This window comes from Planktothrix agardhii (assembly GCF_904830935.1).
Lineage (GTDB): Bacteria > Cyanobacteriota > Cyanobacteriia > Cyanobacteriales > Microcoleaceae > Planktothrix > Planktothrix agardhii.
In genome coordinates this window covers 1,295,511-1,317,155 of record NZ_LR882952.1, presented here as the reverse complement: position 1 = coordinate 1,317,155, position 21,645 = coordinate 1,295,511, and the positions used below count along the sequence as shown (strand labels likewise).

Here is a 21,645-nt window from a genome sequence, read left to right as displayed (position 1 = left end):
TCTGGGCATTGGGTATGGGCAGTGAATTGCGTTGACTATACTTACACCCTGAATTATTAATGGGTAAAACTTTATCCCAAACCATAATGAGTGAAGCGTTCTGCTTTTTTTGCTCCATACCCGTTGCCTATTCCATCAATCTTAGACCGAAGGAACAGCCGCCTGTGCGGTTAAACCAACGGCTTCTGCGTACTTGAGATAGGTTTCAACAGAAGCGATCACGATTCTTGCTTCTATGGATAGAAGCTCGATTCCAACGAGGGAAACCCGTACCCAAGCGTCAATCACAATGCCTTTATCTAAGATCCGATCGATAACTTCGGCTAGACTGGAGGATGAGTTTACTTTTTCAACGGCCATGAGTCTATTACTCCTTTTTGGTGGAAAGAACTGGGTGTATGCTTATAGAGTTCTTTAGGCTAATCATACCCCGAAAGTTGCTAATTTTGATGCTTGTTTGTTACTTATTTTTACAATTTCTCAGTCTCTATTTATCCCTGGGGTTGATCCAGGGTCGTGGGTTGGGGTTTAATGGAATGGGGAATGGCTTGAGATCGGCATTGGGTATGGGCAGTGAATTGCGTTGACTATACTTACACCCTGAATCATTAATGGGTAAAACTTTATCCCAAACCATAATGAGTGAAGCGTTCTGCTTTTTTTGCTCCATACCCGTTGCCTATTCCATCAATCTTAGACCGAAGGAACAGCCGCCTGTGCGGTTAAACCAACGGCTTCTGCGTACTTGAGATAGGTTTCAACAGAAGCGATCACGATTCTTGCTTCTATGGATAGAAGCTCGATTCCAACGAGGGAAACCCGTACCCAAGCGTCAATCACAATGCCTTTATCTAAGATCCGATCGATAACTTCGGCCAGACTGGAGGATGAGTTTACTTTTTCAACGGCCATGAGTCTATTACTCCTTTTTGGTGGAAAGAACTGGGTATATGCTTATAGAGTTCTTTAGGCTAAAAATTATAAAACCATGAATGAATAACAATTCTGTAGGGACTGTAGGGGCGGGTTCAAGTTAACCTTTAATGCTGATAAATAATCTCCCTAAACCCGCCTCGATCCTATCCCCAAATCCCCGATTAATTGAAGGTTAATGTTGGGTTTGGGCGGGTTGATTATGGTGATCTGTTGATATCAAAAATTTTTACAGAACCCGCCCCTACAATTTAATATTTTACACGGTAGGGATGAATTTTAAATAGTTATTTATGAGGATCAGAAATTGGGTTGGGTTGGTTTTCTTGAGGTAATAATGCTTTTAAAGCTTTGACTTCCTCCTGTAAGAATTTAACCTGTTCTAATAATTGTTGATTACTCTCGGTTAAAACTTTGGTTTGACTACTTAAATAGGGGTCACTTTCCCACCAATTAATCCCTATTTCCCTAGCTTTATCGACGGAAGCAATTAACAAACGAATTCTAATATTCAGGAGTTCGGTGGAACCCACGGAAACGGAAATATCCCCAGCGATGACAATACCCTTATCTAAAACCCTTTCTAAAATATCAGCTAAACTCGATCCTTGGGTCGATGTGGGAACACCCCGTTGTATATTTGATGGAAGTTGCTGTGAGTTCATGGTTGAATTAATTCTCCTTGTTTGTTCACCGCAAAGAAACGATTATCCTGCTGTTTCAGATGTCCTTGTTTTAATAAAGAGCGCAATACATTAGTGGTTTGAACTCGATTTAATCCTAACGCTACTTCAATTTCTGAAACCCTGGCGCTGGTGGTTTTCTGTAAATATTGATAAACTTGTTCTTCAATTTCTAAGGAGTTATTTTCGGTTAATTGGGTTTCTGATGGGGGTAAAAAACTGTTAGTTGATGTGTCACCATCGGTTAATACGGTTTTGATCACTTTTTCTAATTTATTCTGAGCTTCTGTTAGAGATAGGTTGGTACGGGATAATAAAATATCGGCACAAACTTTAATAAAATCCTGATTATTTTCCTGAATAGAAATATCATGTTCATGACAGATTTTGGCAATAATCAATCCGGGTCTTAATCCCGATGCTTTATCAATATGGGGTCGGGCAGCTTTACCATTTTGAACGGGTTTAATTTCTTTTTTTTGGGTGGTTATTTCTAAATAAATTTTGACTATTTCAATAATGTTTTTGGCATCTTCGGGGGAAATTCCGATTTTTTGAATTAAAATTTCCTGCTGGGTTTCGTCATCTGGTTCGGGCATATCAATAGTAATTAACCGATCTAATAACGCATCTTGAGTCCCATAAACTCCACAATATTCTTCGGGGTTTGAGGTAAAAATAGCTCTAAAATGGGGGTTAACTCGAATATATTCTGAACGGCTATTATTCGGAGGCAGCACTAATAATTTTTCTTCTAAAGCAGACAGTAAAACGTTATTCACCTCTGGACGGGAACGGTTAAACTCATCATAAACCAGGGTAAATCCTTCTTTACACGCCAAGGTCAGACGAGAATCAATCCAATTTTGTCGTAATTCATCTTCTAATTTAACAACACTATGAATAAAATTATCAACAACTTTCTTGCGAGTATAGCCTAGTTGGTTGCCAATTAAATCGGAGGATTTGAGTTCATCATCCCCAAAAATTAAAACGATGGGACGGTTTAATAAATCGGCTAAGTGCATCGCCAGGGTGGTTTTTCCGGTTCCGGCTGGCCCCCGTAAGTGCAGAGAAAAGCCACTCTGAAGATACCTCAAGGCTCTAATTGTAAGTTGTTCAATGGTTGGAGTATTAACAAAGCCTTTAGGACGAGCTTGAAGCACGGTAGTCATATTTTTAATGGCGTTATTTAGCTAAAATACTGCCGAGTTAGGGATTAGCGGCAGGTTTAATTTAATGTTATATCAGGGAACCGAGAATGGAGGATAAACCTACAAACCTAGGATTTCTTAACAGGAATATAAACGCGATGGAATAGAGCGTTGCGGGGTAATCGCTTTTCGCGGTTTTCGGTGGGAACTCCCCCAAACTGTCTGTTGAAGTTTGAGGTGATAGTCTTGTAGTTCGGCGCGAAATACCCCTAAATCCTCAAATAACTTCTGAACAGCGTCTTTTCTTTCCGTCCGACTCTGTTGGAGTTGTTGTTGTAATTGTGCGGCCATTTGCTGGTGCAGAATATCTAACTCCCCTAAATATTCTTCGACTTCCCGATATAGGGTTTGACGAAAAATAGCTAAGTCCTCAAGTAAAGTTTCCCTAGCTTCTAGGCGCTGTTTCTGATAATTGGCTAACAGATCCGTTACCCGATGTTCTAGGTCTTCCCGAAATTCAGATAATTGCTGATGCAGTTGGGCTGCGACCTGTGAGCGTTCTTCGATGGTTTGCTGCAAAAACTCACCCACTTCCTGGGATAATTGCTGGATAAAGTTTTCCAGTTGTTCTCGCTGTTGCTGGGCTACCCACAAACGCTCGGTGCTGATGTTTGTTAATAATTCTTGGGTTTGTTGTTGTACACCCGTGACAAACCCCTGTCGAGATTCTTGATCATCTAAAGCCTGATTTTGGCGCTCTTGTTGCCAGAGGGATAGGGTGGTTTGAACTTGCTGTTGCCGTTCTTGAACTCCCTGTTGGCGTCCGATACGATCCTGTTGCCACTTGTCTTTTAAAGCCATAATTTTTTTGAAACCCTCGTGTCAGTGGGTTGTGCATTTCTGGGCATTGGGTATGGGCAGTGAATTGCGTTGACTATACTTACACCCTGAATTATTAATGGGTAAAACTTTATCCCAAACCATAATGAGTGAAGCGTTCTGCTTTTTTTGCTCCATACCCGTTGCCTATTCCATCAATCTTAGACCGAAGGAACAGCCGCCTGTGCGGTTAAACCAACGGCTTCTGCGTACTTGAGATAGGTTTCAACAGAAGCGATCACGATTCTTGCTTCTATGGATAGAAGCTCGATTCCAACGAGGGAAACCCGTACCCAAGCGTCAATCACAATGCCTTTATCTAAGATCCGATCGATAACTTCGGCTAGACTGGAGGATGAGTTTACTTTTTCAACGGCCATGAGTCTATTACTCCTTTTTGGTGGAAAGAACTGGGTGTATGCTTATAGAGTTCTTTAGGCTAATCATACCCCGAAAGTTGCTAATTTTGATGCTTGTTTGTTACTTATTTTTACAATTTCTCAGTCTCTATTTATCCCTGGGGTTGATCCAGGGTCGTGGGTTGGGGTTTAATGGAATGGGGAATGGCTTGAGATCGGCATTGGGTATGGGCAGTGAATTGCGTTGACTATACTTACACCCTGAATCATTAATGGGTAAAACTTTATCCCAAACCATAATGAGTGAAGCGTTCTGCTTTTTTTGCTCCATACCCGTTGCCTATTCCATCAATCTTAGACCGAAGGAACAGCCGCCTGTGCGGTTAAACCAACGGCTTCTGCGTACTTGAGATAGGTTTCAACAGAAGCGATCACGATTCTTGCTTCTATGGATAGAAGCTCGATTCCAACGAGGGAAACCCGTACCCAAGCGTCAATCACAATGCCTTTATCTAAGATCCGATCGATAACTTCGGCCAGACTGGAGGATGAGTTTACTTTTTCAACGGCCATGAGTCTATTACTCCTTTTTGGTGGAAAGAACTGGGTGTATGCTTATAGAGTTCTTTAGGCTAATCATACCCCGAAAGTTGCTAATTTTGATGCTTGTTTGTTACTTATTTTTACAATTTCTCAGTCTCTATTTATCCCTGGGGTTGATCCAGGGTCGTGGGTTGGGGTTTAATGGAATGGGGAATGGCTTGAGATCGGCATTGGGTATGGGCAGTGAATTGCGTTGACTATACTTACACCCTGAATCATTAATGGGTAAAACTTTATCCCAAACCATAATGAGTGAAGCGTTCTGCTTTTTTTGCTCCATACCCGTTGCCTATTCCATCAATCTTAGACCGAAGGAACAGCCGCCTGTGCGGTTAAACCAACGGCTTCTGCGTACTTGAGATAGGTTTCAACAGAAGCGATCACGATTCTTGCTTCTATGGATAGAAGCTCGATTCCAACGAGGGAAACCCGTACCCAAGCGTCAATCACAATGCCTTTATCTAAGATCCGATCGATAACTTCGGCCAGACTGGAGGATGAGTTTACTTTTTCAACGGCCATGAGTCTATTACTCCTTTTTGGTGGAAAGAACTGGGTATATGCTTATAGAGTTCTTTAGGCTAATCATACCCCGAAAGTTGCTAATTTTGATGTTTGTTTGTTACTTATTTTTACAATTTCTCAGTCTTTATTTATCCCTGGGAATGAATTATTGCACAAATTCATTCCGATTTCAAAAATTGTTGCACAAAAAACCAAAAAATGTTATGATCATTTGCGCCGTTTAAGTTATCAGTTAAAAATCAAAAATAAAGAGTAGAGATTTATATTTTATCTTTACTGATAACTGTTTACTGATAACTGATAACTGATTATTTTGTGCCCAAATCACCGGATTAAATAATGCCCCGGATATTAGTCATAGATGATGACCCCGCAATTTCGGAACTGGTAGCCATTAACTTAGAAATGGCTGGTTATGAAGTGAGCCAAGCAGAAGATGGGATTAAAGGGCAAGCCCTGGCGATGCAATTGTTGCCAGATTTAATTATTTTGGATTTAATGTTGCCGAAGGTGGACGGGTTCACCATTTGCCAACGTTTACGCCGGGATGAACGCACGACAGATATTCCGGTGTTGATGTTAACTGCATTGGGACAAACCCAAAACAAAGTTGAAGGGTTTAATTCGGGGGCCGATGATTATTTAACCAAACCTTTTGAGTTAGAAGAAATGTTGGCAAGGGTGAGGGCTCTGTTGCGAAGAACTGATCGCATTCCCCATGCGGCTAAACATAGCGAAATTCTCAGTTATGGCACTTTAACCTTAGTCCCTGAAAGGTTTGAAGCGATTTGGTTTGAGACCACCGTTAAATTGACCCATTTGGAATTTGAACTTTTACATTGCTTGCTGCAACGTCATGGTCAAACCGTTGCGCCTAGTGAGATTTTAAAAGAAGTTTGGGGTTATGACCCCAATGATGATATCGAGACGATCCGAGTTCATATTCGCCATTTACGCACAAAAATGGAACCCGATCCCCGTCATCCTCGCTATATTAAAACCATCTACGGTGCAGGATATTGTTTGGAACTTCCCACGGGCAAGGGGAAACCCGATGATCTCGCCCCCCCTACGGAGTCCTCTATAGACGGAAATGGAGCCAAGGGGAAGAAGAAATAGGGAGCAGGGGGAGGGGAGGCAGGGGGGAGAAATCATTAACTCTGGTCTTTTGTCCCCGGTCTTCTGTCTCCTGTCCCTATATAAAGAAGTTAGTCGCCTGTAACTTGTTCTTTGTAGGATTTGAATTCTTGAACTAATTCCTGACGGGTTGAGGCTTTGAGCAGGTAACGATAGACAAACCAAGCGGTATATCCCATACCAATTAACTCAAAGGTTGGAGCTAAAAGAGGAACATCATTCAGAGCATAGATCACCGCAAATAAAACCTTCAGAGTCACAAGGGCGGATAAAATCAGAACAATGGTAATAATTGGTTTTTGGTAGGAGCCAAAAAAACTGGAGATGTAACCCGGAAGTTCGGATAAGACAACTACAACTTTTTCTTTAATTTCATCAAACTGGGCATTGGTTGAAGGGGAGGTAATAGCATCACCTGTTTCTACAGTGACATCTATTTTGGTTCCGGTAGGGGTGGATGTGTCCGTGATCTTCGTGGGTTCTTGCATTTTTCGTCTCCTTGTTTAAAAAAATATGCAGTACCAATAGATTTTAAGCCAGAGAGAACAGGTTTTTGCCAGAATTAGACTATTTGACCCAAAAAAGGGTCTGAAGCCCCGTCCTTCTAAGACGGCTTTTTATTTGTAATCAAGAAATACCGGGTTAACGGTTTTGGACTTGGGGAGTTTCAGGTTGAGAACAGCCGATCACAGAGGCTACAATTAAACCCATTAGACCCGGGATTAAATCTAATATAAATCTTAATAATTACTTCTTGAGAGAGATGATAATCTTAACTAATTATTATAAGAATGATCAACTGTTGTCATAATGGGTAAAGTGTTTTTAGGTTAAAGACAAAGTATGAGAGATCTCGATCAAGCAAAAGCCATTGAACTCCTCAACACGATTATGGAATTCGAGTTAGCCGGGGTGGTGCGTTATACTCATTATTCTCTGATGGTAACCGGGCCGAATCGTTTGCCCATTGTACAGTTTTTCAAGGCTCAAGCCACAGAATCTTTGCTTCATGCTCAACAAGCTGGAGAAATTCTTACCGGTTTAGAAGGACATCCTAGTCAAAAAATTGCCCCCATTGAGGAAAGTTATCAGCATTCGGTCAGGGATCTTTTACAGGAAAGTTTAGCTCATGAGCGCAAGGCTTTAGAATTGTATAAGGATTTGCTAGAAGTTGTTGAAAATGCGAGTATTTATTTAGAAGAATACGCTCGGACTATGATTGGTCAGGAGGAATTACATAATATTGAAATCAAGAAAATGTTGCGCGATTTTAGTTAATCTTAGATAATTTTTATGCTGGTTAATTCCAGCCCACTTAGCAACTTATTCAACTTGTTTTAGAACAAAACAATTACTATGGATATAACCCAAGCATTACCTACATTTTTTATTACTTTAAGAGAAGGTTTTGAAGCTGCTTTAGTGGTGGGAATTGTCCTAGCTTGTTTAAAAAAAGCAGAACAAAGTTATCTCAATTCCTGGGTATTTTATGGGGTGGGAGTAGGAATTATTGCCAGTGCATTTTTTGGCATATTATTTGGATGGCTAATTCAAGGAATTGCTACGTCTGAACATCCCTACGCTCCAGTTTTTGGCGAATTTTTAGAAGCAGGAATTGGGTTGTTTGCGATCGCCATGTTAAGTTGGATGTTAATTTGGATGACTCAACAATCTAAATCCTTAAAGTCCGAAGTAGAAGGAGCAGTTAAAGCCGCCATTAATAAAAATAAAACCGCAGCAGGATGGGGAATTTTTGGCTTAATTTTTATTGCGGTTTTACGGGAAGGTCTGGAAACCGTTATTTTTATCTTAGCTACCTTTGAACAGGGAATTATGCCTGCAATTGGGGCGGTTTTAGGTTTATTTGTCGCCGCAGGATTAGGAATATTACTCTTTAAGTGGGGGGTAAAAATTAATATTCGTTTGTTTTTTCAAATCATGGGAATTTTTCTGTTATTAATTGTAGCAGGATTAGTAATTTCAGTTCTCAAACATTTGGATGCGGGAGTAGGAATATTAGCCCAAATTAATCCTGGATATGCGGGATTATGTTTAACTCAACCTGCTTCTTGTTTATTAGGGGATTTGGTATTAAATACTCAGGGATTTTTACCCGATAAACAATTTCCAGGGATCGTTTTAAAAGCCTTATTTGGCTATAGAGATCAATTGTATTTTGTCCAAATTGTAAGTTATTTTCTGTTTTTAATTACAGTGGGATGGTTTTATTTACAAGAAGTTAATGGAAAAGCGATCGCACCCCCAAAGATAGAAAAAACAGTTTCTTAATGTTATTTGAAATTATGCGATCGCCAATCCCGTTAAACTGAGTATAGATTGTCCGATCACCTGGCAATATTGGGTATACTAATAGTAGTCCTGAATTTATCAACCATGAGTAAGTTATGCTAAAGTTCGTTATGGCAGCTTTAGTGGCTTTAGAAATCGTTTTGCTGAGTTCCTGGGTGATTCCCCCCGCTAATGCCACATCCCCCAATTCAGAAGTCTATATTTGGGATTATGCTTCAGTTGGGAATAGTCAAATGGTCTGTAAAAAAGTCGTTTTCCATGTCGAAAATCGTCCTTTACCTCCCGGTGTAGAGGTTCAACCTGCAAGGATTGATTCTAGGATTGTTAATGATGTTGATTGTAGTCATTTAACTAAACCTATTTTAAAATAAAATAGTACAAGAAAGGAAGTTAAAACCATCCTAAAATTAGGAATATTCAATTTTCTTTCTTTTTTTGTTAAATTATATCTTCAGTAAACCCTTTTCTACAATTTCTCTAATTTCTCTAATAAATTCGGCTGGAGTTTGAATGATTAATCCACTCTGGAATGAAACTTCGGCTGTAAAATCTTTGGTATTTAAGCTCAATAGACGATCAACATGCAAATATTCTACGCATCAAGAACGTTGCTCCCGATTAATCACTTCTCGCTCTGCTTCCAAACCTGCTAATAAATCAGTCAAACTGACATTTTCATTTTCCATCAGAGTTGCGATCTGATCAATCAGTTGAGGAACTTGAGGTTGTTGAGGAGTCAGTACAATTAAATCACCGATTTGTAGTAATATCAGGTTATCTCCCTCGTTAATATTGAGGGAATCTTGTATAACCTGGGGAATGGTAATTTCTCCTTTCTGTCCTAAAACAATAGGGATCTGTTTAATCTCTAGCTCCGGTGCTTTCATATTATGTATGATAGTTTGGGTTTACTCAACTATTGTAGATCTAAAATTAAATATAGCTTAAAATCAGGGAAAAAGATTGTATAAGGAGTTTACCAAATGTCATTACCAGCATTCACCAATGTTATTAAAATGATGGAGTCTTTACCCATTGAATTACAAGATATTAATATAAAGATGAGGTTGTGCTTTCGCCCCTTCCCTGATATTCTTGGTAATCTAACAGGTCAATACTAATTTTGTTAAAATTAATAGCATTGAAAGAGGTAATCATCATGAGTATCCGTGACCTTGTTCTCGCTAAATTAGAAGAACTTCCCGAAACTCTGTTACAGGAAGTTAACCAAGCTATTGATAAGATCATTGACCAAAATCTTGATAAAACGGTTGAGAGTAATGTTGATGAAAAGCTGCTAAAAGCCTGGTTAAAATGGTTTGAAGGAGTCGATCAGTTACAAGTAAAAACTGCAACACCCACTAACGAATACCAGCAAATTCTACTCAATAAATATCGCCAGCAAGGTCTAAACCTATGATTCTTTGTGATGCAGGTGTTTTACTTTGTCTAGTTGATTCCAGTCAACCGAAACATCTAGCCTATAGGGGTGCAATTCAAAAATTAACAAAACCTCTGATCACAACCTGGCCATGTTTAACAGAAGCCATGTATCTTGCTTTGCATCGTGGAGGTTGGGTTATGCAAAAACATTTAGGTCAACTTCTCTTAAATAAATTACTGACTATTTATGAAATTGAAGAAAATGACTATATTCGTTTATTTGGGTTAATGGAGAAATATTTTGATCGACCAATGGATTTAGCGGATGCAACCTTAGTTTTAGTAGCTGAAAAAACAGGGTATCATCAAATTTTAACCCTTGATTCTGACTTCTTATTTTATCGAATTGACAATCAGGATACTTTTGATATTATTCAAGTTCCATAATTAAACGTTCATGGTCAAAAAATAGTAGGGAATATGACACCGCCATATTCCCTACAAAATGATGTTAACTAAAGCTGAAATTACGCATCATCTAACGCAGCAATTCCAGGTAATACTTTCCCTTCTAACAGTTCTAAACTGGCGCCACCTCCAGTAGAAATATGGCTCATTTGTTCGCCTAAATTCAACTGTTCCACCGCCGCAACGGAGTCACCGCCACCGATAATAGTAATTGCGCCTGTTTTGGTTAAATCTGCTAACGTTAAAGCGATTGCTTTAGTTCCGGCTGCAAATTTCTCAAACTCAAAAACCCCCATGGGGCCGTTCCAAATCACGGTTTTGCAATCCCCTAAAGCGTCTTGGAAGACTTTAACAGAATCCGGGCCAATATCTAACCCCATCCAACCATCAGGAATCTCATTAATGCTAACGGTTTTTGCTTCCGCATCAGGGGCAAATTTATCAGCAACAATCACATCGGTAGGTAATAAGAATGCCACGCCTTTTTGTTTAGCTTTGGCTTCTAATTCCCGGGCTAATTCCAGTTTATCTTCTTCCACCAAAGACTTACCCACATTCAAACCGCGAGCTTTATAGAAGGTGAAAATCATCCCACCGCCCAACAGCAATTTATCGCATTTATCTAAAAGAGCTTCAATTACACCAATTTTAGAAGACACTTTAGAACCGCCAACAATAGCAGCTAAAGGCCGTTTGGGTTCTTCAATTGCTCCTTGTAAAAACTTGAGTTCTTTTTCAATTAAATACCCCGCGACAGAAGGCAAATGATGAGTTACTCCTTCAGTAGAAGCATGGGCGCGGTGGGCGGTTCCAAAAGCATCATTAACGTATAAATCAGCAACAGAAGCTAATTGTTTAGCAAATTCCGGATCGTTTTTTTCTTCTTCGGCATAGAAACGGACGTTTTCTAATACGGCGACATCCCCATTTTCCATGGCTGCAACCGCTTGGGTGACTTCATCCCCAATACAATCGTCAAATTTCTTAACAGGTTTACCTAACAATTCCGATAACCGGGCTGCCACAGGGGTTAAACGCAGGGACTCGTCTACGCCTTTAGGACGGCCAAAGTGGCTGGTTAAAATCACTTTAGCGCCTTTAGAAGTTAAATCTTGGATAGTCGGCAGAGCCGCACGAATCCGTGTATCATCGGTAATTGAACCGTTATCTAGGGGAACATTAAAATCAACGCGGACTAATACCCGTTTCCCAGATAAATCTGATGCGGATAAATCTGCTACAGTTTTTTTTGACACAGGATAATCCTCCTAGGATATGTTGTTGTCTAAATCAGATTAAATCTAGGTGGCATGGGTCAGGTTTCGGACAGTTTAATCCTGTCTGTCAACCCCATCCGGTCTACCACCTAATCGTTCACAGTAAACATTCTACCTAAGTCCGCGTCTTGGAGATGCGCGATTATGTTTAAAACCATTTTATTTGCTGTTGACCAAAGCCGTGAAGCCCACGAAGCGGCGGTAATTGTGACCAACCTGGTCAAAACCTTTGGGTCTAGTCTCTATGTTTTGGCCGTTGTGGAACCCAATACTGAGGTGACCGAACCTCAACCCCATCCTGAACAAATGTCGTCCCCGGAAGCGGTGGCGGACTTACTAAAACAGGCTCAAACCCTGTTTTCTAAGGATGGTATTGAGGCTCAAATCCTAGAAAAAGAGGGAAAACCCGCTTTTACGATTTGTGACGTTGCTGATGAAATTAATGCGAATTTAATTGTCATGGGGAGTCGAGGAATTGGTCTGACCGAAGATGGTGCGGCCGATAGCGTTACTAACCGTGTAATTAATTTGTCTCCCTGTCCTGTCCTGATTGTTCCTTAATGGAGGGTGTTGACGGTTGACTGTTAAACTGCTCCTTCTAAGAGAGTCCTAAAGGACTCACTACGGTAAGACACCCGCCCTGCCTCCCTTGCTCCCACTGCTCCCCCTGCTCCCATGCCCCCTACCTCCCCTGCTCCCCTAACATAATGTCTATCCAATGGTATCCCGGTCATATTGCTAAAGCCGAACGCACCCTTCAGGAACAACTGAAACGGGTGGACGTGATTTTGGAGGTGCGAGATGCTCGTATTCCTCTGACGACCCATCATCCCAATGTTCCGCAGTGGGTGGGAAGTAAAATGAAAGTGCTGGTGATTAACCGTATGGATATGATTCCCTCCCATATACAAAAACAGTGGGACGAGTGGTTTGAGGAACAGGGGGAAACGGCCTATTTTACGAATTCTAGGTTGGGAAATGGGGTGGATGCGGTGGCGAAAGCTGCCCAAGCCGCCGGGTCACAAATCAATGAAAAACGGGCCGGACGGGGGATGTTACCGCGTCCGGTGCGGGCGGCGGTAATTGGTTTTCCGAATGTGGGAAAATCGGCTTTAATTAATCGGTTATTGAATCGAAGAATTGTGGATAGTGCTAGACGGGCGGGGGTGACTCGTCATTTGAAATGGGTGAGAATTTCCGAGACTCTGGAATTATTAGATGCTCCTGGGGTAATTCCGACCAAAATCAGAAAAGAGGAAGATGCCTTAAAGTTGGCAATTTGTGAGGATATTGGGGAAGCGTCCTATGAAAATCTACAGGTTGCAACGGTATTGATTGAGTTGTTACAGGATTTTAATTTACAGCATTTGTTGGTTTCCCGATATCAATTAGAATTTACGGCCTTGAGTGGGGATGTCTATTTACAGGAATTGGCTGATTATCGAAACAAAGGCGATATCGAACGCACCGCTCGTCAAATGTTGAATGATTTTCGTAAGGGTTTATTGGGAAATATTGCCTTAGAATTACCGCCAAATTAACTTGAGTTTGGTTAGTTCTGAACCAGAGTTAATGAAGCCCTGCGGGTAGTCAAGCGGGAATAGACAGAGGGCAACGGCTGGGAAAAAAGCCATACACTATAATGAATAATTGGCTACGGTAAAAATTTATATACAAATCGTTACAAAGTTTAGTACAATACGATTATTCACAGATAAGTATTTGTTCTTACTGTCATGATGGCGGATCAATTTCCCTGGCTGACCACGATAGTCCTGCTCCCACTCGTAGCTTCGGTGCTCATTCCTGTACTGCCGGATAACAACGGCAAACAGTTGCGCTGGTATGCCCTTGGTGTAGGCATCGCGGACTTATTATTAATGTGCTATGTCTTCTTGAAGTATTACGATGCGAGCAGTGCAACTTTTCAAATCGTGGAAAAGTTTCCCTGGGCGCCTCAATTGGGTTTGAACTGGGCCGTTTCTGTAGACGGGATTTCCCTTCCCCTGGTACTTCTGGCAGGACTGGTCACAACCCTGTCTATTTTTGCAGCTTGGCAGGTAGACCAAAAACCTCGTCTGTTCTACTTCCTGATGTTGGTGCTATATTCGGCCCAAATCGGGGTGTTTGTGGCTCAAGACTTACTGCTGTTATTTATTGTCTGGGAACTGGAATTAATTCCGGTGTACCTATTAATTTCCATCTGGGGCGGGCCAAAACGCCGTTACGCCGCGACTAAATTTTTATTGTATACGGCCGCTGCTTCTTTATTTATCCTGGTGGCTGCCCTAGCAATGGCCTTCTATGGCGGTGGCCCCTTAACTTTCGATATGGTGGAACTGGGTCTCAAGGATTATCCTCTGAGCCTAGAACTATTGATGTATGCGGGATTTTTGATTGCCTTTGGCTTGAAACTGGCCGTTTTCCCGCTACATACTTGGCTCCCCGATGCTCATGGTGAAGCATCTGCCCCGGTTTCGATGATTTTAGCTGGGGTGCTCTTAAAGATGGGGGGATACGGTCTGATTCGGGTGAATATGGGAATGCTACCCGATGCCCATATCTACTTTGCCCCGATTCTGGCTATTTTAGGGGTGGTTAATATTGTGTATGGTGGCTTAAATTCCTTTGGCCAATCCAATATGAAACGCCGCCTCGCCTATTCCTCTGTGTCTCACATGGGATTTGTGTTGCTCGGAATTGCCTCCTTTACCGATATTGGGGTGAGTGGAGCATTGTTACAAATGATCTCTCACGGTCTGATTTCGGCGGTGCTGTTCTTCCTGGCCGGTGTGACCTATGACCGCACCCATACCCTGATCTTGGATGAGATGGGTTATATCGGTAAGGTGATGCCCCGGGTGTTTACTCTGTTTACCGCCGGAGCGATGGCATCCATGGCCTTACCTGGGATGAGTGGTTTTGCGAGTGAGGTGTTGGTGTTTATTGGCATCACCACGAGCGATATCTATAGCTCGAACTTCCGCGTGGTCTTGGTGGCTTTGGCGGGTGTGGGATTAGTGCTGACCCCGATTTATTTGCTGTCGATGCTCCGTCAGTTGTTCTATGCAACGGGTGAAGCTCCGGCTTGTATGTTGGGTAATGCAGGTTCACAAAATTCTGATGACCAAGAAGCGGTTTGTTTTGGAACCAGTTGTGTGCTGCCCTCGGAAGCTACTTTTAGTGATGCTCGACCCCGGGAGATGTTCATTGCTGCGAGTTTCCTGGTGCTGATTGTGGGAATTGGGTTATATCCTAAACTGGTGACTAAGGTTTATGACGCCACAACCGTTGCCCTGAATACTCAGATGCGGGATTCTTATGCTCAAGTGGCTAAGGCTAATCCTGATTTGTATGCTAAAGGGTTTATGGCTCCTCGGATTGCTAAACCGGAGGTGGCTTCGGTTTCGGGAATGTTGAAATAGATAGAAACCGGGTTTCTTTTAGAATAAGCGATCGCTTTGATTGAAAAAGGCGATCGCTTATTTTATAGTTAGGGTTGGGGTTAATTTAACCACAAAGACACAAAAAATAATTTGGGTGTTGCCTTATTACCAGGGGAAGGAAACAACCCCGCCGGGCTTTTTCTCTATTCCCGTGTGATTTTGTTTAATCAAACATCGAGTCCTCAACAAAAAAAGTTATCGCTACAATTAGCTCAATTTTTTACAAATCCAGAACAAACTCGCAAGCGGTTAAGCCTCCTAGAAGGCTCTTTGTTTATTTGTAGATAAAGAAGTATTTAGTAACTTTATTAGTGGGATATTTTTATTATTTGAAGGTTCGTTAAGACCTGGAGATATTATTGAAATTGGGGGAGAATCCAGTGAAGTTAAAAAAATCAGTATGCGAGCGACAACGGTACAAGTGATAAGAGATAATTCAGAAAAAATTATTCCGAATCAAATCTTTTTTACCCAAGAACTTAAAACCATGACGGGTAGCGATCGCCGAGTGCGAAAGTCTTTAATTGTGGGAGTCATTTATGATTGTGATCCACAAAAAGTGATTGAGATTTTGTTAGAAATTATCTATAAACATCCTGAAACTTTAAATCAAACGAATTATGAGCGAAATTGCTTGTGAAATTTGGAAAGTTTTTGCAGAGAATAATATTGAAATTCCCTATCCTCAACGAGATTTACATATTCGTAGTGATATCAGGAAATAAGTTTCTTGAAAAAATGCGTTTATTTCGGGTTAAAATACAATAATTCAGATTAGGAAGCCGCCATTAATATGACCAGTTCTAAACGTCTCATTGTGGGTATTAGTGGGGCCAGTGGTATTATCTATGCGGTGCGTCTGTTGGAACTCCTGCGGGAAACCGATGTGGAAACCCATCTGGTGGTTTCCCGGGCTGGAGAAATCACCCGATCCCATGAGTTGAATATAGATAGTAAACAACTTCACAACCTGGCCAACGTCAGCTATCCTATTGGAGATGTGGGAGCCGCTATATCTAGTGGTTCGTTTCGGACGATGGGGATGGTGATTCTTCCCTGCTCAATGAAAACCTTGGCTGAAGTGGCGACGGGAGTGACAAGCAACCTCCTAACCCGGGCGGCGGATGTGGTGCTCAAAGAACGTCGTCGGTTAGTGTTAATGGTACGGGAAACCCCTCTCCATGCGATTCATCTTAAAAATATGTTAACGGTGACAGAATGTGGGGGAATTATTATGCCCCCGGTTCCTGCATTTTATACTATGCCGGAATCCATTGATGAAATGGTTACAAATACGGTTTGTCGGGTGCTTGATCTTTTTGATATTGATGGGTGTCAGATGAAACGCTGGGAGGGAATTAGCAATCAGTAATCAGTGTAGAGACGTGCCATGGCGCGTCTGTACCAGTTATTACCCATTACCTATTACCTATAGCAATCCTATACCCTGCCTATTAATGCCCCTTTATGGAGCGCTAAAGCGCAACAACGAAATTTTGTATTGATGACCCCCTACTGATTATTTTTCAACTTGATTGTTAATTAACCTTTGAATACTGGCGATAGTCGGGTTAAATTCATATCCTTTTTGTTGGGAATTTTGTAAATAGGCTTGTTGTTCTTCTTCTATCATTAAAACATCCTGTTTAACTAACCCATCTAATAGTTTTTGGGCGGAACCAAAACATAAATTTTTGACAAATTTTCTGAATTTTATAGGCAGTTTATGGAGTCGCCAAAAGGCATTTAATGAGGTAAAATGAATTAAATATGCCTTGGTTTCTGTTAAACTAATCGGACAAAATAAACAATATATTTTAAAATAGTCTCCCAAAGTAGAAACCCAATGGGGATAAATATAACTAACTGTTAAAGGTTCAGGATGAAGTTTTCTTAAACCGGGAAAAAATAGCTGAGAAATTGACCAAATTTTATCAATTTTATAATAACTTTTAGCTTGATAGTAAGCATCAACTCGGTTTTCATCTGCTTCTATCTTGTCTAAAATAGCATCCGTCCATGCTTGTAAATCTTGATGTAAATGTCCGTGGTACATATCCATTAAATTCTCAATTAAAAAGGAAAAATGTCCTTGATAATGAATTACTGAAACCGTTGCAATATAATTTAGATTATCCCATTCTGGAATTGCTAAGGGTTGAATTAAATTAGGATTATCCCCAGGAAAAAGCCAGATAAAACCATCTAATTCTTTAACTGAATATTCTCGGATTTTACAATTTTTAGGTAATTTTTGGTTATCTTCTAAGTAGGGAACTTTGACACATTCTCCTTGAGAATTAAATTGCCAACCATGATAGGCACATTCTATATAATCTGATATGATTTTACCATGACTTAATTTAACTTGTCGATGGGGACAGCGATTTTCTAAGGCTTGAATTTTGCCTAAACTATCCCGAAATAAAACAATATTTTGATGCCATAATTTTACTTCCAGGGGTTGAGTTTTGACTTCATGACTCGCTGCTACAACATACCAATGATTCGGGTTGATTCCTGACTGTCGAATATCGTTAGAATTCATATTAACCTGTGCGATTTTAATAGAAGATTTATATTAACCGGGCGATTTGAAATCGCAGCTACACAAACAAATTCCGCCTGCGCGGAATTAAAGTGAAATCAATTTTATATCTTTAAAAACCCTTCTGGATTTACAGAAAAAATCGAGCGTTTTTGCAAACCCTCCTGATATAAAATTTCATTTGCTGCTAATAATCCACTACTAACAGCCCTTTCCATTAAACCACAGGGAAAGGGAATTTTTACCCAATCTCCCGCAAACATTAAATTAGTAACCCCAGAATTTGTAGCCGGACGATTTGCATAACTTCCGGGGGGATATCCGGCAAAATTTTTCTGATTGACTAATTCTCGATGTAATAGGGTAGCTAATTTTAATTCGGGGACAATTTCATAAAGTTCCTGTTCAAAAGTTATTAATAAAGCTTCTTGTGTGGGAAATTGAGCTTCTTTATAACAATAAGCATGAAGTTCTACCACAGTCCCCCCAGTTTCTTTATACCATTTAATATATTCCTCTTGAATACGATGATAAAGGGTAATACTATCGGTTAAATTATAACCTGATAAAGAGGTAAAATGGCTATATTCCCAAGGGAAATCTCGGTCAAACCAAAACCTACAAACTGCAAAGGGGTCAGCGACTTGTAGTTGTTCAATTTGTTGTTTCACCTGTTGATTGATTTCCCCATTCATCAAGGTAAATAATCGTTGCGTCCCAGGAATATCCGTCGCTAATACATAATAATCTGCCTGGATATTATTTGTAATAGATGAATTTCTGGTTATATTATTAATACCAACTAACTTAACTTGATTATCCTGTCTTTCTATTACCTGATAATTTGGTAAATCTCGTTGTGCTGGGCCAGAAATTACCTGACCTTTTTGATTAAAAACTGCCCCATGACAAGGACAATGAAAATATCCATCTTCTGCCATTTGTACCGTACAACCTTGATGGGTACATTGTAAAGAAATAGCTTGATTATTCTCTCCAGATACCGCATAAACCTCATCTCCAGCCCCAAAATATTCTAAACAGTCACCCCCAACCAATTCCTGATATTCACCCCCCCTTACCAAGGGGGGGCAGGGGGGGTCAATTAATGATAGAACCGGATTATATTTTACCCAAAATGGAACTGAATTAATCTGATTACCTTGAAAATAACTAATAGAGTCAATTTTTCCTTGATTCCAGTTAATATTATTCACGGTAACATCTGTTAAAACTTCTCCTCCTTTTTGTTGAATTGCTTTAACTAAAGGTTGGACTAAACTGGTTCCCATATCTTGACAAGTTCCATTAAAAGCCAACCCTTCAGGATTACCAAAAAAATAGAAATGGAAAAACTGCATCAATTCCCCCACACTCAATTTATCCGGTGCATTTAAACTCGATTTAGCAAAGGGAAGAAAATATAAATCATACAAACCTTGAGGGAAATCTTGACTCACCCAGTCCGCCACAGAAATGTCATCCAAACGTTGAAAACTATTGGGAATTTTAAACCCACCAATTTCTCTAAATACTTTCCAATGATTCAAATGAGTCAGATTAATTCCCCAGTTTAAACGATTAGCAGAAGAAAACCCTAAATCCACCACATTCCAAGGAAATGCAGAATGACTGGGACGGAATACTTCTGGTTGATATTGGTTATTTTTAAAAACCACGGCGTAGGATTCTAAGGATTTAAAATTATCTTCGATTTGGATTTCTTTAACTAAGGATTTTAAGTTATAATATTGAGGAAAGAATCCATGAAAGCCATGTTCCATTTTAAAGGTTTTATCACCTATTTTAATATCCCAACTGGCAATTTTACCGCCCAATTGGGGAGATTTTTCTAATAAAGTAACTTTAAATCCCCGTTGACTCAATTCATAAGCACAGGCTAATCCGGCTAATCCTGCACCGACAATTACAACGTGCTTATGTTGGGTCAAAAATTGGGGTAAATTCAGGATATTTGGCTGGAAAATTGTTGGTTCAGGTTTATGGAATCGAGAATAACCTAAGAGTCCACCAACAGAACTAATTCCTAATAGTTTAAGAATAAAACGACGAGAAACATTAGAATTTTCAGAAGGATTAAATAGTTCAGTCATGGATAAAATAAACTTAAAATTTTAAAGCCAGATTATTTTCTAATCTACGAAGCGATGACGCTCACCGTATAATGATTATATCAATTTTGTAGCTATTGGCAAATTAATTATTATTAACATAAACATGATGTTGTATGTTGTTGGGCTTTAGCCCTCAAGATTGCTCTGAAGCGCAACAACAGCGCAACAACGGGATTTTTTTTTATTTGTTGATAAAAATATAAAATTTTATGGTATAATCATAAACAGATAATTTTTTAGATCACTATAAATGGCAATAGAAATTGAACGAAAATTTTTAGTTCAGGGGGATGAATGGCGATCGCTTGCAGTGGGAGAAACCTATCGTCAAGGCTATATTGCTAATATCAATGGTCGCACGGTGCGGGTGCGGGTCGTAGGAAGTCAGGGATATTTAACGATTAAAGGGCTAACAACAGGAAGTAGTCGGGCAGAATTTGAGTATGAAATACCCGTTGATGATGCTCAAGAATTATTAGAAACATTATGCGATCACCCTTTAATTGAAAAAACCAGATATAAAATTAATATCGGGGATTTAATTTGGGAAGTTGATGAATTTTGGGGAGAGAATCAAGGATTAATCTTAGCAGAAGTAGAACTAGAAATAGAAGATCAAAATATTAATATTCCCCATTGGATCGGAAAAGAAGTCACCTCCGATCCTCGGTATTATAACTCCAACTTAGTTAAAAACCCCTTCAAACCGTAGTAAGCCCTTCATGGCTTCCCTCTTGTCTTTCTTTTGCCGTCTTTTGCTCCTTTATATAGCAATCCTAAATAGGTTGTAACATTTCAATACTGATATGAAACGGCCAGAAGTATTACCCCAGATCCCTCCCCCCCTAGCCCCCCGTGCACGGGGGGCTAGGGGGGCTGTTCCGGTGTTCCCTTTTGATCAGGGATTTTAAACACAACTCAAATAGGATTGCTATAGTCAAAGGAAATTTGCGGCAAAAGTTCCCAGTGAGGAATGAAAAACCAATAAGGTGACTAATTGAGCAATAGTTTACGGTAGATAAAGGTTTCCAGGGTTTAATTGTGCAAGTTATTTATTTTTCATTCCTGAGTTTGTTGTGGTTGGTTGTTCCCCCTGGTATTGTTACTATCTCCCCATCATGGTATTCACTTTTATTGATCGCAGTTTCTTCTAATGCTAGATATTCCTCTGGCGTGTAATAGCGTTTTTCGGTTTTGGGTTGCTTTTCGATAGCTGATTTTTCTTGAGTTTGCATGGTCATTTCCTTCTGCTCTCAAGTGATTTTATGATAACATGAAATCAGTTAGATTAAATAGCAATAAACATACTCGATCACCAACCAGATTATGACTATCATTGAACAAATCTACGCGATCGTTAAAAGTCTTCCTCAATCGTGCCCTGCTTGAGGATCGAAATTGAGGCGAATGAAATGACCTCGTTCGGGGATATAATTTACCAAAATTCTTCTCCTTCTGGTTTTCCCCAAGAGATTTCTTCGCTGGGTTCTATTTCGCCTGCTAATAATTCATCTAGGGTATATTTGGAAACTTTCTGATATACAGGTTCTATGACCATTTTTCCATTTTCTATACTGCAAATTACTGAATCATCTGCTTTCAGATTGAAAAATTTTACAATATAGTCGGGTATTGGCAAAGCTAAGGAATTACCCAAGTTGCTGATGTGTATTTTTGCTGTCATACATTTGCGATTTTAATGCTCAGGTTTATCTATTATAACAACTAGATATAGTCGCGCGTGGGACTCAGAAACCGGGTTTCTCCATAAATCTCGGTTGGGAAGCAAAAGTCATTGCACCAAA

General features: G+C 40.1%; 25 protein-coding genes and 2 pseudogenes. 12 read left to right on the top strand and 15 right to left on the bottom strand.

The features are described 5' to 3' along the window. Window positions 1-141: 141 nt before the first annotated feature. The 8 genes from gvpA (NMG88_RS06175) to gvpA (NMG88_RS06140) all read right to left on the bottom strand — a co-directional run bounded on the left by gvpA (NMG88_RS06175) (window position 142) and on the right by gvpA (NMG88_RS06140) (window position 5,133). Window positions 142-360: a gas vesicle structural protein GvpA gene (gvpA, locus tag NMG88_RS06175; RefSeq protein ID WP_026789190.1), complete on the bottom strand. Its 219-nt coding sequence runs from the start codon at window positions 358-360 to the stop codon at window positions 142-144. Window positions 361-693: 333 nt separating this feature from the next. Next, window positions 694-912, bottom strand: coding sequence for a gas vesicle structural protein GvpA (gene gvpA, locus NMG88_RS06170; protein ID WP_026789190.1), 219 nt, complete (start codon window positions 910-912; stop codon window positions 694-696). Between the two features lie 308 nt (window positions 913-1,220). Beyond that, complete coding sequence (locus tag NMG88_RS06165) at window positions 1,221-1,598, bottom strand: gas vesicle protein (RefSeq protein WP_227350264.1); 378 nt, start codon at window positions 1,596-1,598, stop codon at window positions 1,221-1,223. Beyond that, window positions 1,595-2,791 carry a gas vesicle protein GvpN gene (gene gvpN / locus NMG88_RS06160; protein WP_026797284.1) on the bottom strand — a complete coding sequence of 399 codons (1,197 nt, stop codon included), beginning with the start codon at window positions 2,789-2,791 and terminating at the stop codon, window positions 1,595-1,597. Before gvpN ends, NMG88_RS06165 begins: the two co-directional genes overlap by 4 nt. A gap of 117 nt (window positions 2,792-2,908) precedes the next feature. Beyond that, complete coding sequence (gene gvpC / locus NMG88_RS06155) at window positions 2,909-3,631, bottom strand: gas vesicle protein GvpC (RefSeq protein WP_227350262.1); 723 nt, start codon at window positions 3,629-3,631, stop codon at window positions 2,909-2,911. A 179-nt stretch (window positions 3,632-3,810) separates the two neighbouring features. Next, complete coding sequence (gene gvpA / locus NMG88_RS06150; RefSeq protein ID WP_026789190.1) at window positions 3,811-4,029, bottom strand: gas vesicle structural protein GvpA; 219 nt, start codon at window positions 4,027-4,029, stop codon at window positions 3,811-3,813. 333 nt (window positions 4,030-4,362) lie between these two features. Next, on the bottom strand, window positions 4,363-4,581 hold the full coding sequence (gvpA, locus tag NMG88_RS06145) for a gas vesicle structural protein GvpA (protein ID WP_026789190.1): 219 nt from the start codon (window positions 4,579-4,581) through the stop codon (window positions 4,363-4,365). A 333-nt stretch (window positions 4,582-4,914) separates the two neighbouring features. After that, window positions 4,915-5,133 carry a gas vesicle structural protein GvpA gene (gene gvpA, locus NMG88_RS06140; RefSeq protein ID WP_026789190.1) on the bottom strand — a complete coding sequence of 73 codons (219 nt, stop codon included), beginning with the start codon at window positions 5,131-5,133 and terminating at the stop codon, window positions 4,915-4,917. 342 nt (window positions 5,134-5,475) lie between these two features. On the opposite strand from gvpA (NMG88_RS06140), the gene NMG88_RS06135 reads away from it, so the two are divergent. Beyond that, a complete protein-coding gene (locus NMG88_RS06135; protein WP_026789191.1) occupies window positions 5,476-6,255 on the top strand; it encodes a response regulator transcription factor in 780 nt (259 codons plus the stop codon). Between the two features lie 89 nt (window positions 6,256-6,344). Here the strand turns inward: NMG88_RS06135 and NMG88_RS06130 are convergent, their stop codons facing one another. Then, on the bottom strand, window positions 6,345-6,761 hold the full coding sequence (locus NMG88_RS06130; protein WP_227350261.1) for a CAAD domain-containing protein: 417 nt from the start codon (window positions 6,759-6,761) through the stop codon (window positions 6,345-6,347). A gap of 355 nt (window positions 6,762-7,116) precedes the next feature. Between NMG88_RS06130 and NMG88_RS06125 the strand changes: the two genes are divergently transcribed. The 3 genes from NMG88_RS06125 to NMG88_RS06115 all read left to right on the top strand — a co-directional run bounded on the left by NMG88_RS06125 (window position 7,117) and on the right by NMG88_RS06115 (window position 8,954). Then, window positions 7,117-7,551, top strand: a complete 435-nt coding sequence (locus NMG88_RS06125) for a ferritin-like domain-containing protein (protein WP_042152724.1) — start codon at window positions 7,117-7,119, stop codon at window positions 7,549-7,551. A gap of 78 nt (window positions 7,552-7,629) precedes the next feature. Further along, window positions 7,630-8,562, top strand: coding sequence for an FTR1 family iron permease (locus NMG88_RS06120; RefSeq protein WP_042152721.1), 933 nt, complete (start codon window positions 7,630-7,632; stop codon window positions 8,560-8,562). A gap of 116 nt (window positions 8,563-8,678) precedes the next feature. After that, entirely contained in the window at window positions 8,679-8,954 is a 276-nt protein-coding gene (locus NMG88_RS06115; RefSeq protein WP_026794294.1) for a hypothetical protein, read from the top strand. Between the two features lie 228 nt (window positions 8,955-9,182). Here the strand turns inward: NMG88_RS06115 and NMG88_RS06110 are convergent, their stop codons facing one another. Next, complete coding sequence (locus NMG88_RS06110; protein WP_202807874.1) at window positions 9,183-9,470, bottom strand: AbrB/MazE/SpoVT family DNA-binding domain-containing protein; 288 nt, start codon at window positions 9,468-9,470, stop codon at window positions 9,183-9,185. 272 nt (window positions 9,471-9,742) lie between these two features. On the opposite strand from NMG88_RS06110, the gene NMG88_RS06105 reads away from it, so the two are divergent. Both NMG88_RS06105 and NMG88_RS06100 read left to right on the top strand, forming a co-directional pair. Further along, window positions 9,743-10,003, top strand: a complete 261-nt coding sequence (locus tag NMG88_RS06105; protein WP_254035213.1) for a hypothetical protein — start codon at window positions 9,743-9,745, stop codon at window positions 10,001-10,003. After that, complete coding sequence (locus tag NMG88_RS06100) at window positions 10,000-10,413, top strand: type II toxin-antitoxin system VapC family toxin (protein ID WP_026794290.1); 414 nt, start codon at window positions 10,000-10,002, stop codon at window positions 10,411-10,413. Before NMG88_RS06105 ends, NMG88_RS06100 begins: the two co-directional genes overlap by 4 nt. Before the next feature lie 80 nt (window positions 10,414-10,493). On the opposite strand, the gene NMG88_RS06095 is transcribed toward NMG88_RS06100, so the two are convergent. Further along, on the bottom strand, window positions 10,494-11,690 hold the full coding sequence (locus NMG88_RS06095) for a phosphoglycerate kinase (RefSeq protein ID WP_235752557.1): 1,197 nt from the start codon (window positions 11,688-11,690) through the stop codon (window positions 10,494-10,496). 165 nt (window positions 11,691-11,855) lie between these two features. Here NMG88_RS06095 and NMG88_RS06090 point away from each other — a divergent pair, with 165 nt between their 5' ends. From NMG88_RS06090 to NMG88_RS06070, 5 genes and pseudogenes are all read left to right on the top strand, one after another. After that, window positions 11,856-12,272, top strand: coding sequence for a universal stress protein (locus tag NMG88_RS06090; RefSeq protein WP_042152711.1), 417 nt, complete (start codon window positions 11,856-11,858; stop codon window positions 12,270-12,272). A gap of 146 nt (window positions 12,273-12,418) precedes the next feature. Continuing rightward, window positions 12,419-13,252 (top strand): ribosome biogenesis GTPase YlqF, encoded by an 834-nt coding sequence (gene ylqF, locus NMG88_RS06085; protein WP_042152708.1) that lies wholly within the window; start codon window positions 12,419-12,421, stop codon window positions 13,250-13,252. A 195-nt stretch (window positions 13,253-13,447) separates the two neighbouring features. Next, entirely contained in the window at window positions 13,448-15,136 is a 1,689-nt protein-coding gene (locus tag NMG88_RS06080; protein ID WP_042152705.1) for an NAD(P)H-quinone oxidoreductase subunit 4, read from the top strand. A 325-nt stretch (window positions 15,137-15,461) separates the two neighbouring features. After that, window positions 15,462-15,797: pseudogene (locus tag NMG88_RS06075) on the top strand (mechanosensitive ion channel family protein); the annotation flags it as partial. 153 nt (window positions 15,798-15,950) lie between these two features. Continuing rightward, complete coding sequence (locus tag NMG88_RS06070; protein ID WP_042152694.1) at window positions 15,951-16,529, top strand: UbiX family flavin prenyltransferase; 579 nt, start codon at window positions 15,951-15,953, stop codon at window positions 16,527-16,529. A gap of 147 nt (window positions 16,530-16,676) precedes the next feature. Here NMG88_RS06070 and NMG88_RS06065 read toward each other — a convergent pair whose 3' ends face one another. Continuing rightward, window positions 16,677-17,705: an aromatic ring-hydroxylating dioxygenase subunit alpha gene (locus tag NMG88_RS06065; RefSeq protein WP_042152693.1), complete on the bottom strand. Its 1,029-nt coding sequence runs from the start codon at window positions 17,703-17,705 to the stop codon at window positions 16,677-16,679. 104 nt (window positions 17,706-17,809) lie between these two features. Beyond that, the gene (locus NMG88_RS06060) at window positions 17,810-19,819 is read right to left on the bottom strand and encodes an FAD-dependent oxidoreductase (protein WP_227357819.1); all 2,010 of its coding nucleotides are present in this window, start codon (window positions 19,817-19,819) and stop codon (window positions 17,810-17,812) included. A gap of 271 nt (window positions 19,820-20,090) precedes the next feature. On the opposite strand from NMG88_RS06060, the gene NMG88_RS06055 reads away from it, so the two are divergent. After that, window positions 20,091-20,552, top strand: coding sequence for a CYTH domain-containing protein (locus NMG88_RS06055; protein WP_042152686.1), 462 nt, complete (start codon window positions 20,091-20,093; stop codon window positions 20,550-20,552). Between the two features lie 355 nt (window positions 20,553-20,907). On the opposite strand, the pseudogene NMG88_RS06050 reads toward NMG88_RS06055, so the two are convergent. Beyond that, a pseudogene (locus NMG88_RS06050) lies at window positions 20,908-21,075 on the bottom strand (Uma2 family endonuclease); the annotation flags it as partial. A 200-nt stretch (window positions 21,076-21,275) separates the two neighbouring features. After that, complete coding sequence (locus NMG88_RS06045; protein WP_227350258.1) at window positions 21,276-21,524, bottom strand: AbrB/MazE/SpoVT family DNA-binding domain-containing protein; 249 nt, start codon at window positions 21,522-21,524, stop codon at window positions 21,276-21,278. Window positions 21,525-21,645: the final 121 nt, after the last annotated feature.

Bases quoted from the DNA above. Each gene is read 5' to 3' on its own strand.
- gvpA (WP_026789190.1), bottom strand. From the start codon at position 360: ATGGCCGTTGAAAAAGTAAACTCATCCTCCAGTCTAGCCGAAGTTATC.
- gvpA (WP_026789190.1), bottom strand. From the start codon at position 912: ATGGCCGTTGAAAAAGTAAACTCATCCTCCAGTCTGGCCGAAGTTATC.
- NMG88_RS06165 (WP_227350264.1), bottom strand. From the start codon at position 1,598: ATGAACTCACAGCAACTTCCATCAAATATACAACGGGGTGTTCCCACA.
- gvpN (WP_026797284.1), bottom strand. From the start codon at position 2,791: ATGACTACCGTGCTTCAAGCTCGTCCTAAAGGCTTTGTTAATACTCCA.
- gvpC (WP_227350262.1), bottom strand. From the start codon at position 3,631: ATGGCTTTAAAAGACAAGTGGCAACAGGATCGTATCGGACGCCAACAG.
- gvpA (WP_026789190.1), bottom strand. From the start codon at position 4,029: ATGGCCGTTGAAAAAGTAAACTCATCCTCCAGTCTAGCCGAAGTTATC.
- gvpA (WP_026789190.1), bottom strand. From the start codon at position 4,581: ATGGCCGTTGAAAAAGTAAACTCATCCTCCAGTCTGGCCGAAGTTATC.
- gvpA (WP_026789190.1), bottom strand. From the start codon at position 5,133: ATGGCCGTTGAAAAAGTAAACTCATCCTCCAGTCTGGCCGAAGTTATC.
- NMG88_RS06135 (WP_026789191.1), top strand. From the start codon at position 5,476: ATGCCCCGGATATTAGTCATAGATGATGACCCCGCAATTTCGGAACTG.
- NMG88_RS06130 (WP_227350261.1), bottom strand. From the start codon at position 6,761: ATGCAAGAACCCACGAAGATCACGGACACATCCACCCCTACCGGAACC.
- NMG88_RS06125 (WP_042152724.1), top strand. From the start codon at position 7,117: ATGAGAGATCTCGATCAAGCAAAAGCCATTGAACTCCTCAACACGATT.
- NMG88_RS06120 (WP_042152721.1), top strand. From the start codon at position 7,630: ATGGATATAACCCAAGCATTACCTACATTTTTTATTACTTTAAGAGAA.
- NMG88_RS06115 (WP_026794294.1), top strand. From the start codon at position 8,679: ATGCTAAAGTTCGTTATGGCAGCTTTAGTGGCTTTAGAAATCGTTTTG.
- NMG88_RS06110 (WP_202807874.1), bottom strand. From the start codon at position 9,470: ATGAAAGCACCGGAGCTAGAGATTAAACAGATCCCTATTGTTTTAGGA.
- NMG88_RS06105 (WP_254035213.1), top strand. From the start codon at position 9,743: ATGAGTATCCGTGACCTTGTTCTCGCTAAATTAGAAGAACTTCCCGAA.
- NMG88_RS06100 (WP_026794290.1), top strand. From the start codon at position 10,000: ATGATTCTTTGTGATGCAGGTGTTTTACTTTGTCTAGTTGATTCCAGT.
- NMG88_RS06090 (WP_042152711.1), top strand. From the start codon at position 11,856: ATGTTTAAAACCATTTTATTTGCTGTTGACCAAAGCCGTGAAGCCCAC.
- ylqF (WP_042152708.1), top strand. From the start codon at position 12,419: ATGTCTATCCAATGGTATCCCGGTCATATTGCTAAAGCCGAACGCACC.
- NMG88_RS06080 (WP_042152705.1), top strand. From the start codon at position 13,448: ATGATGGCGGATCAATTTCCCTGGCTGACCACGATAGTCCTGCTCCCA.
- NMG88_RS06070 (WP_042152694.1), top strand. From the start codon at position 15,951: ATGACCAGTTCTAAACGTCTCATTGTGGGTATTAGTGGGGCCAGTGGT.
- NMG88_RS06065 (WP_042152693.1), bottom strand. From the start codon at position 17,705: ATGAATTCTAACGATATTCGACAGTCAGGAATCAACCCGAATCATTGG.
- NMG88_RS06060 (WP_227357819.1), bottom strand. From the start codon at position 19,819: ATGACTGAACTATTTAATCCTTCTGAAAATTCTAATGTTTCTCGTCGT.
- NMG88_RS06055 (WP_042152686.1), top strand. From the start codon at position 20,091: ATGGCAATAGAAATTGAACGAAAATTTTTAGTTCAGGGGGATGAATGG.
- NMG88_RS06045 (WP_227350258.1), bottom strand. From the start codon at position 21,524: ATGACAGCAAAAATACACATCAGCAACTTGGGTAATTCCTTAGCTTTG.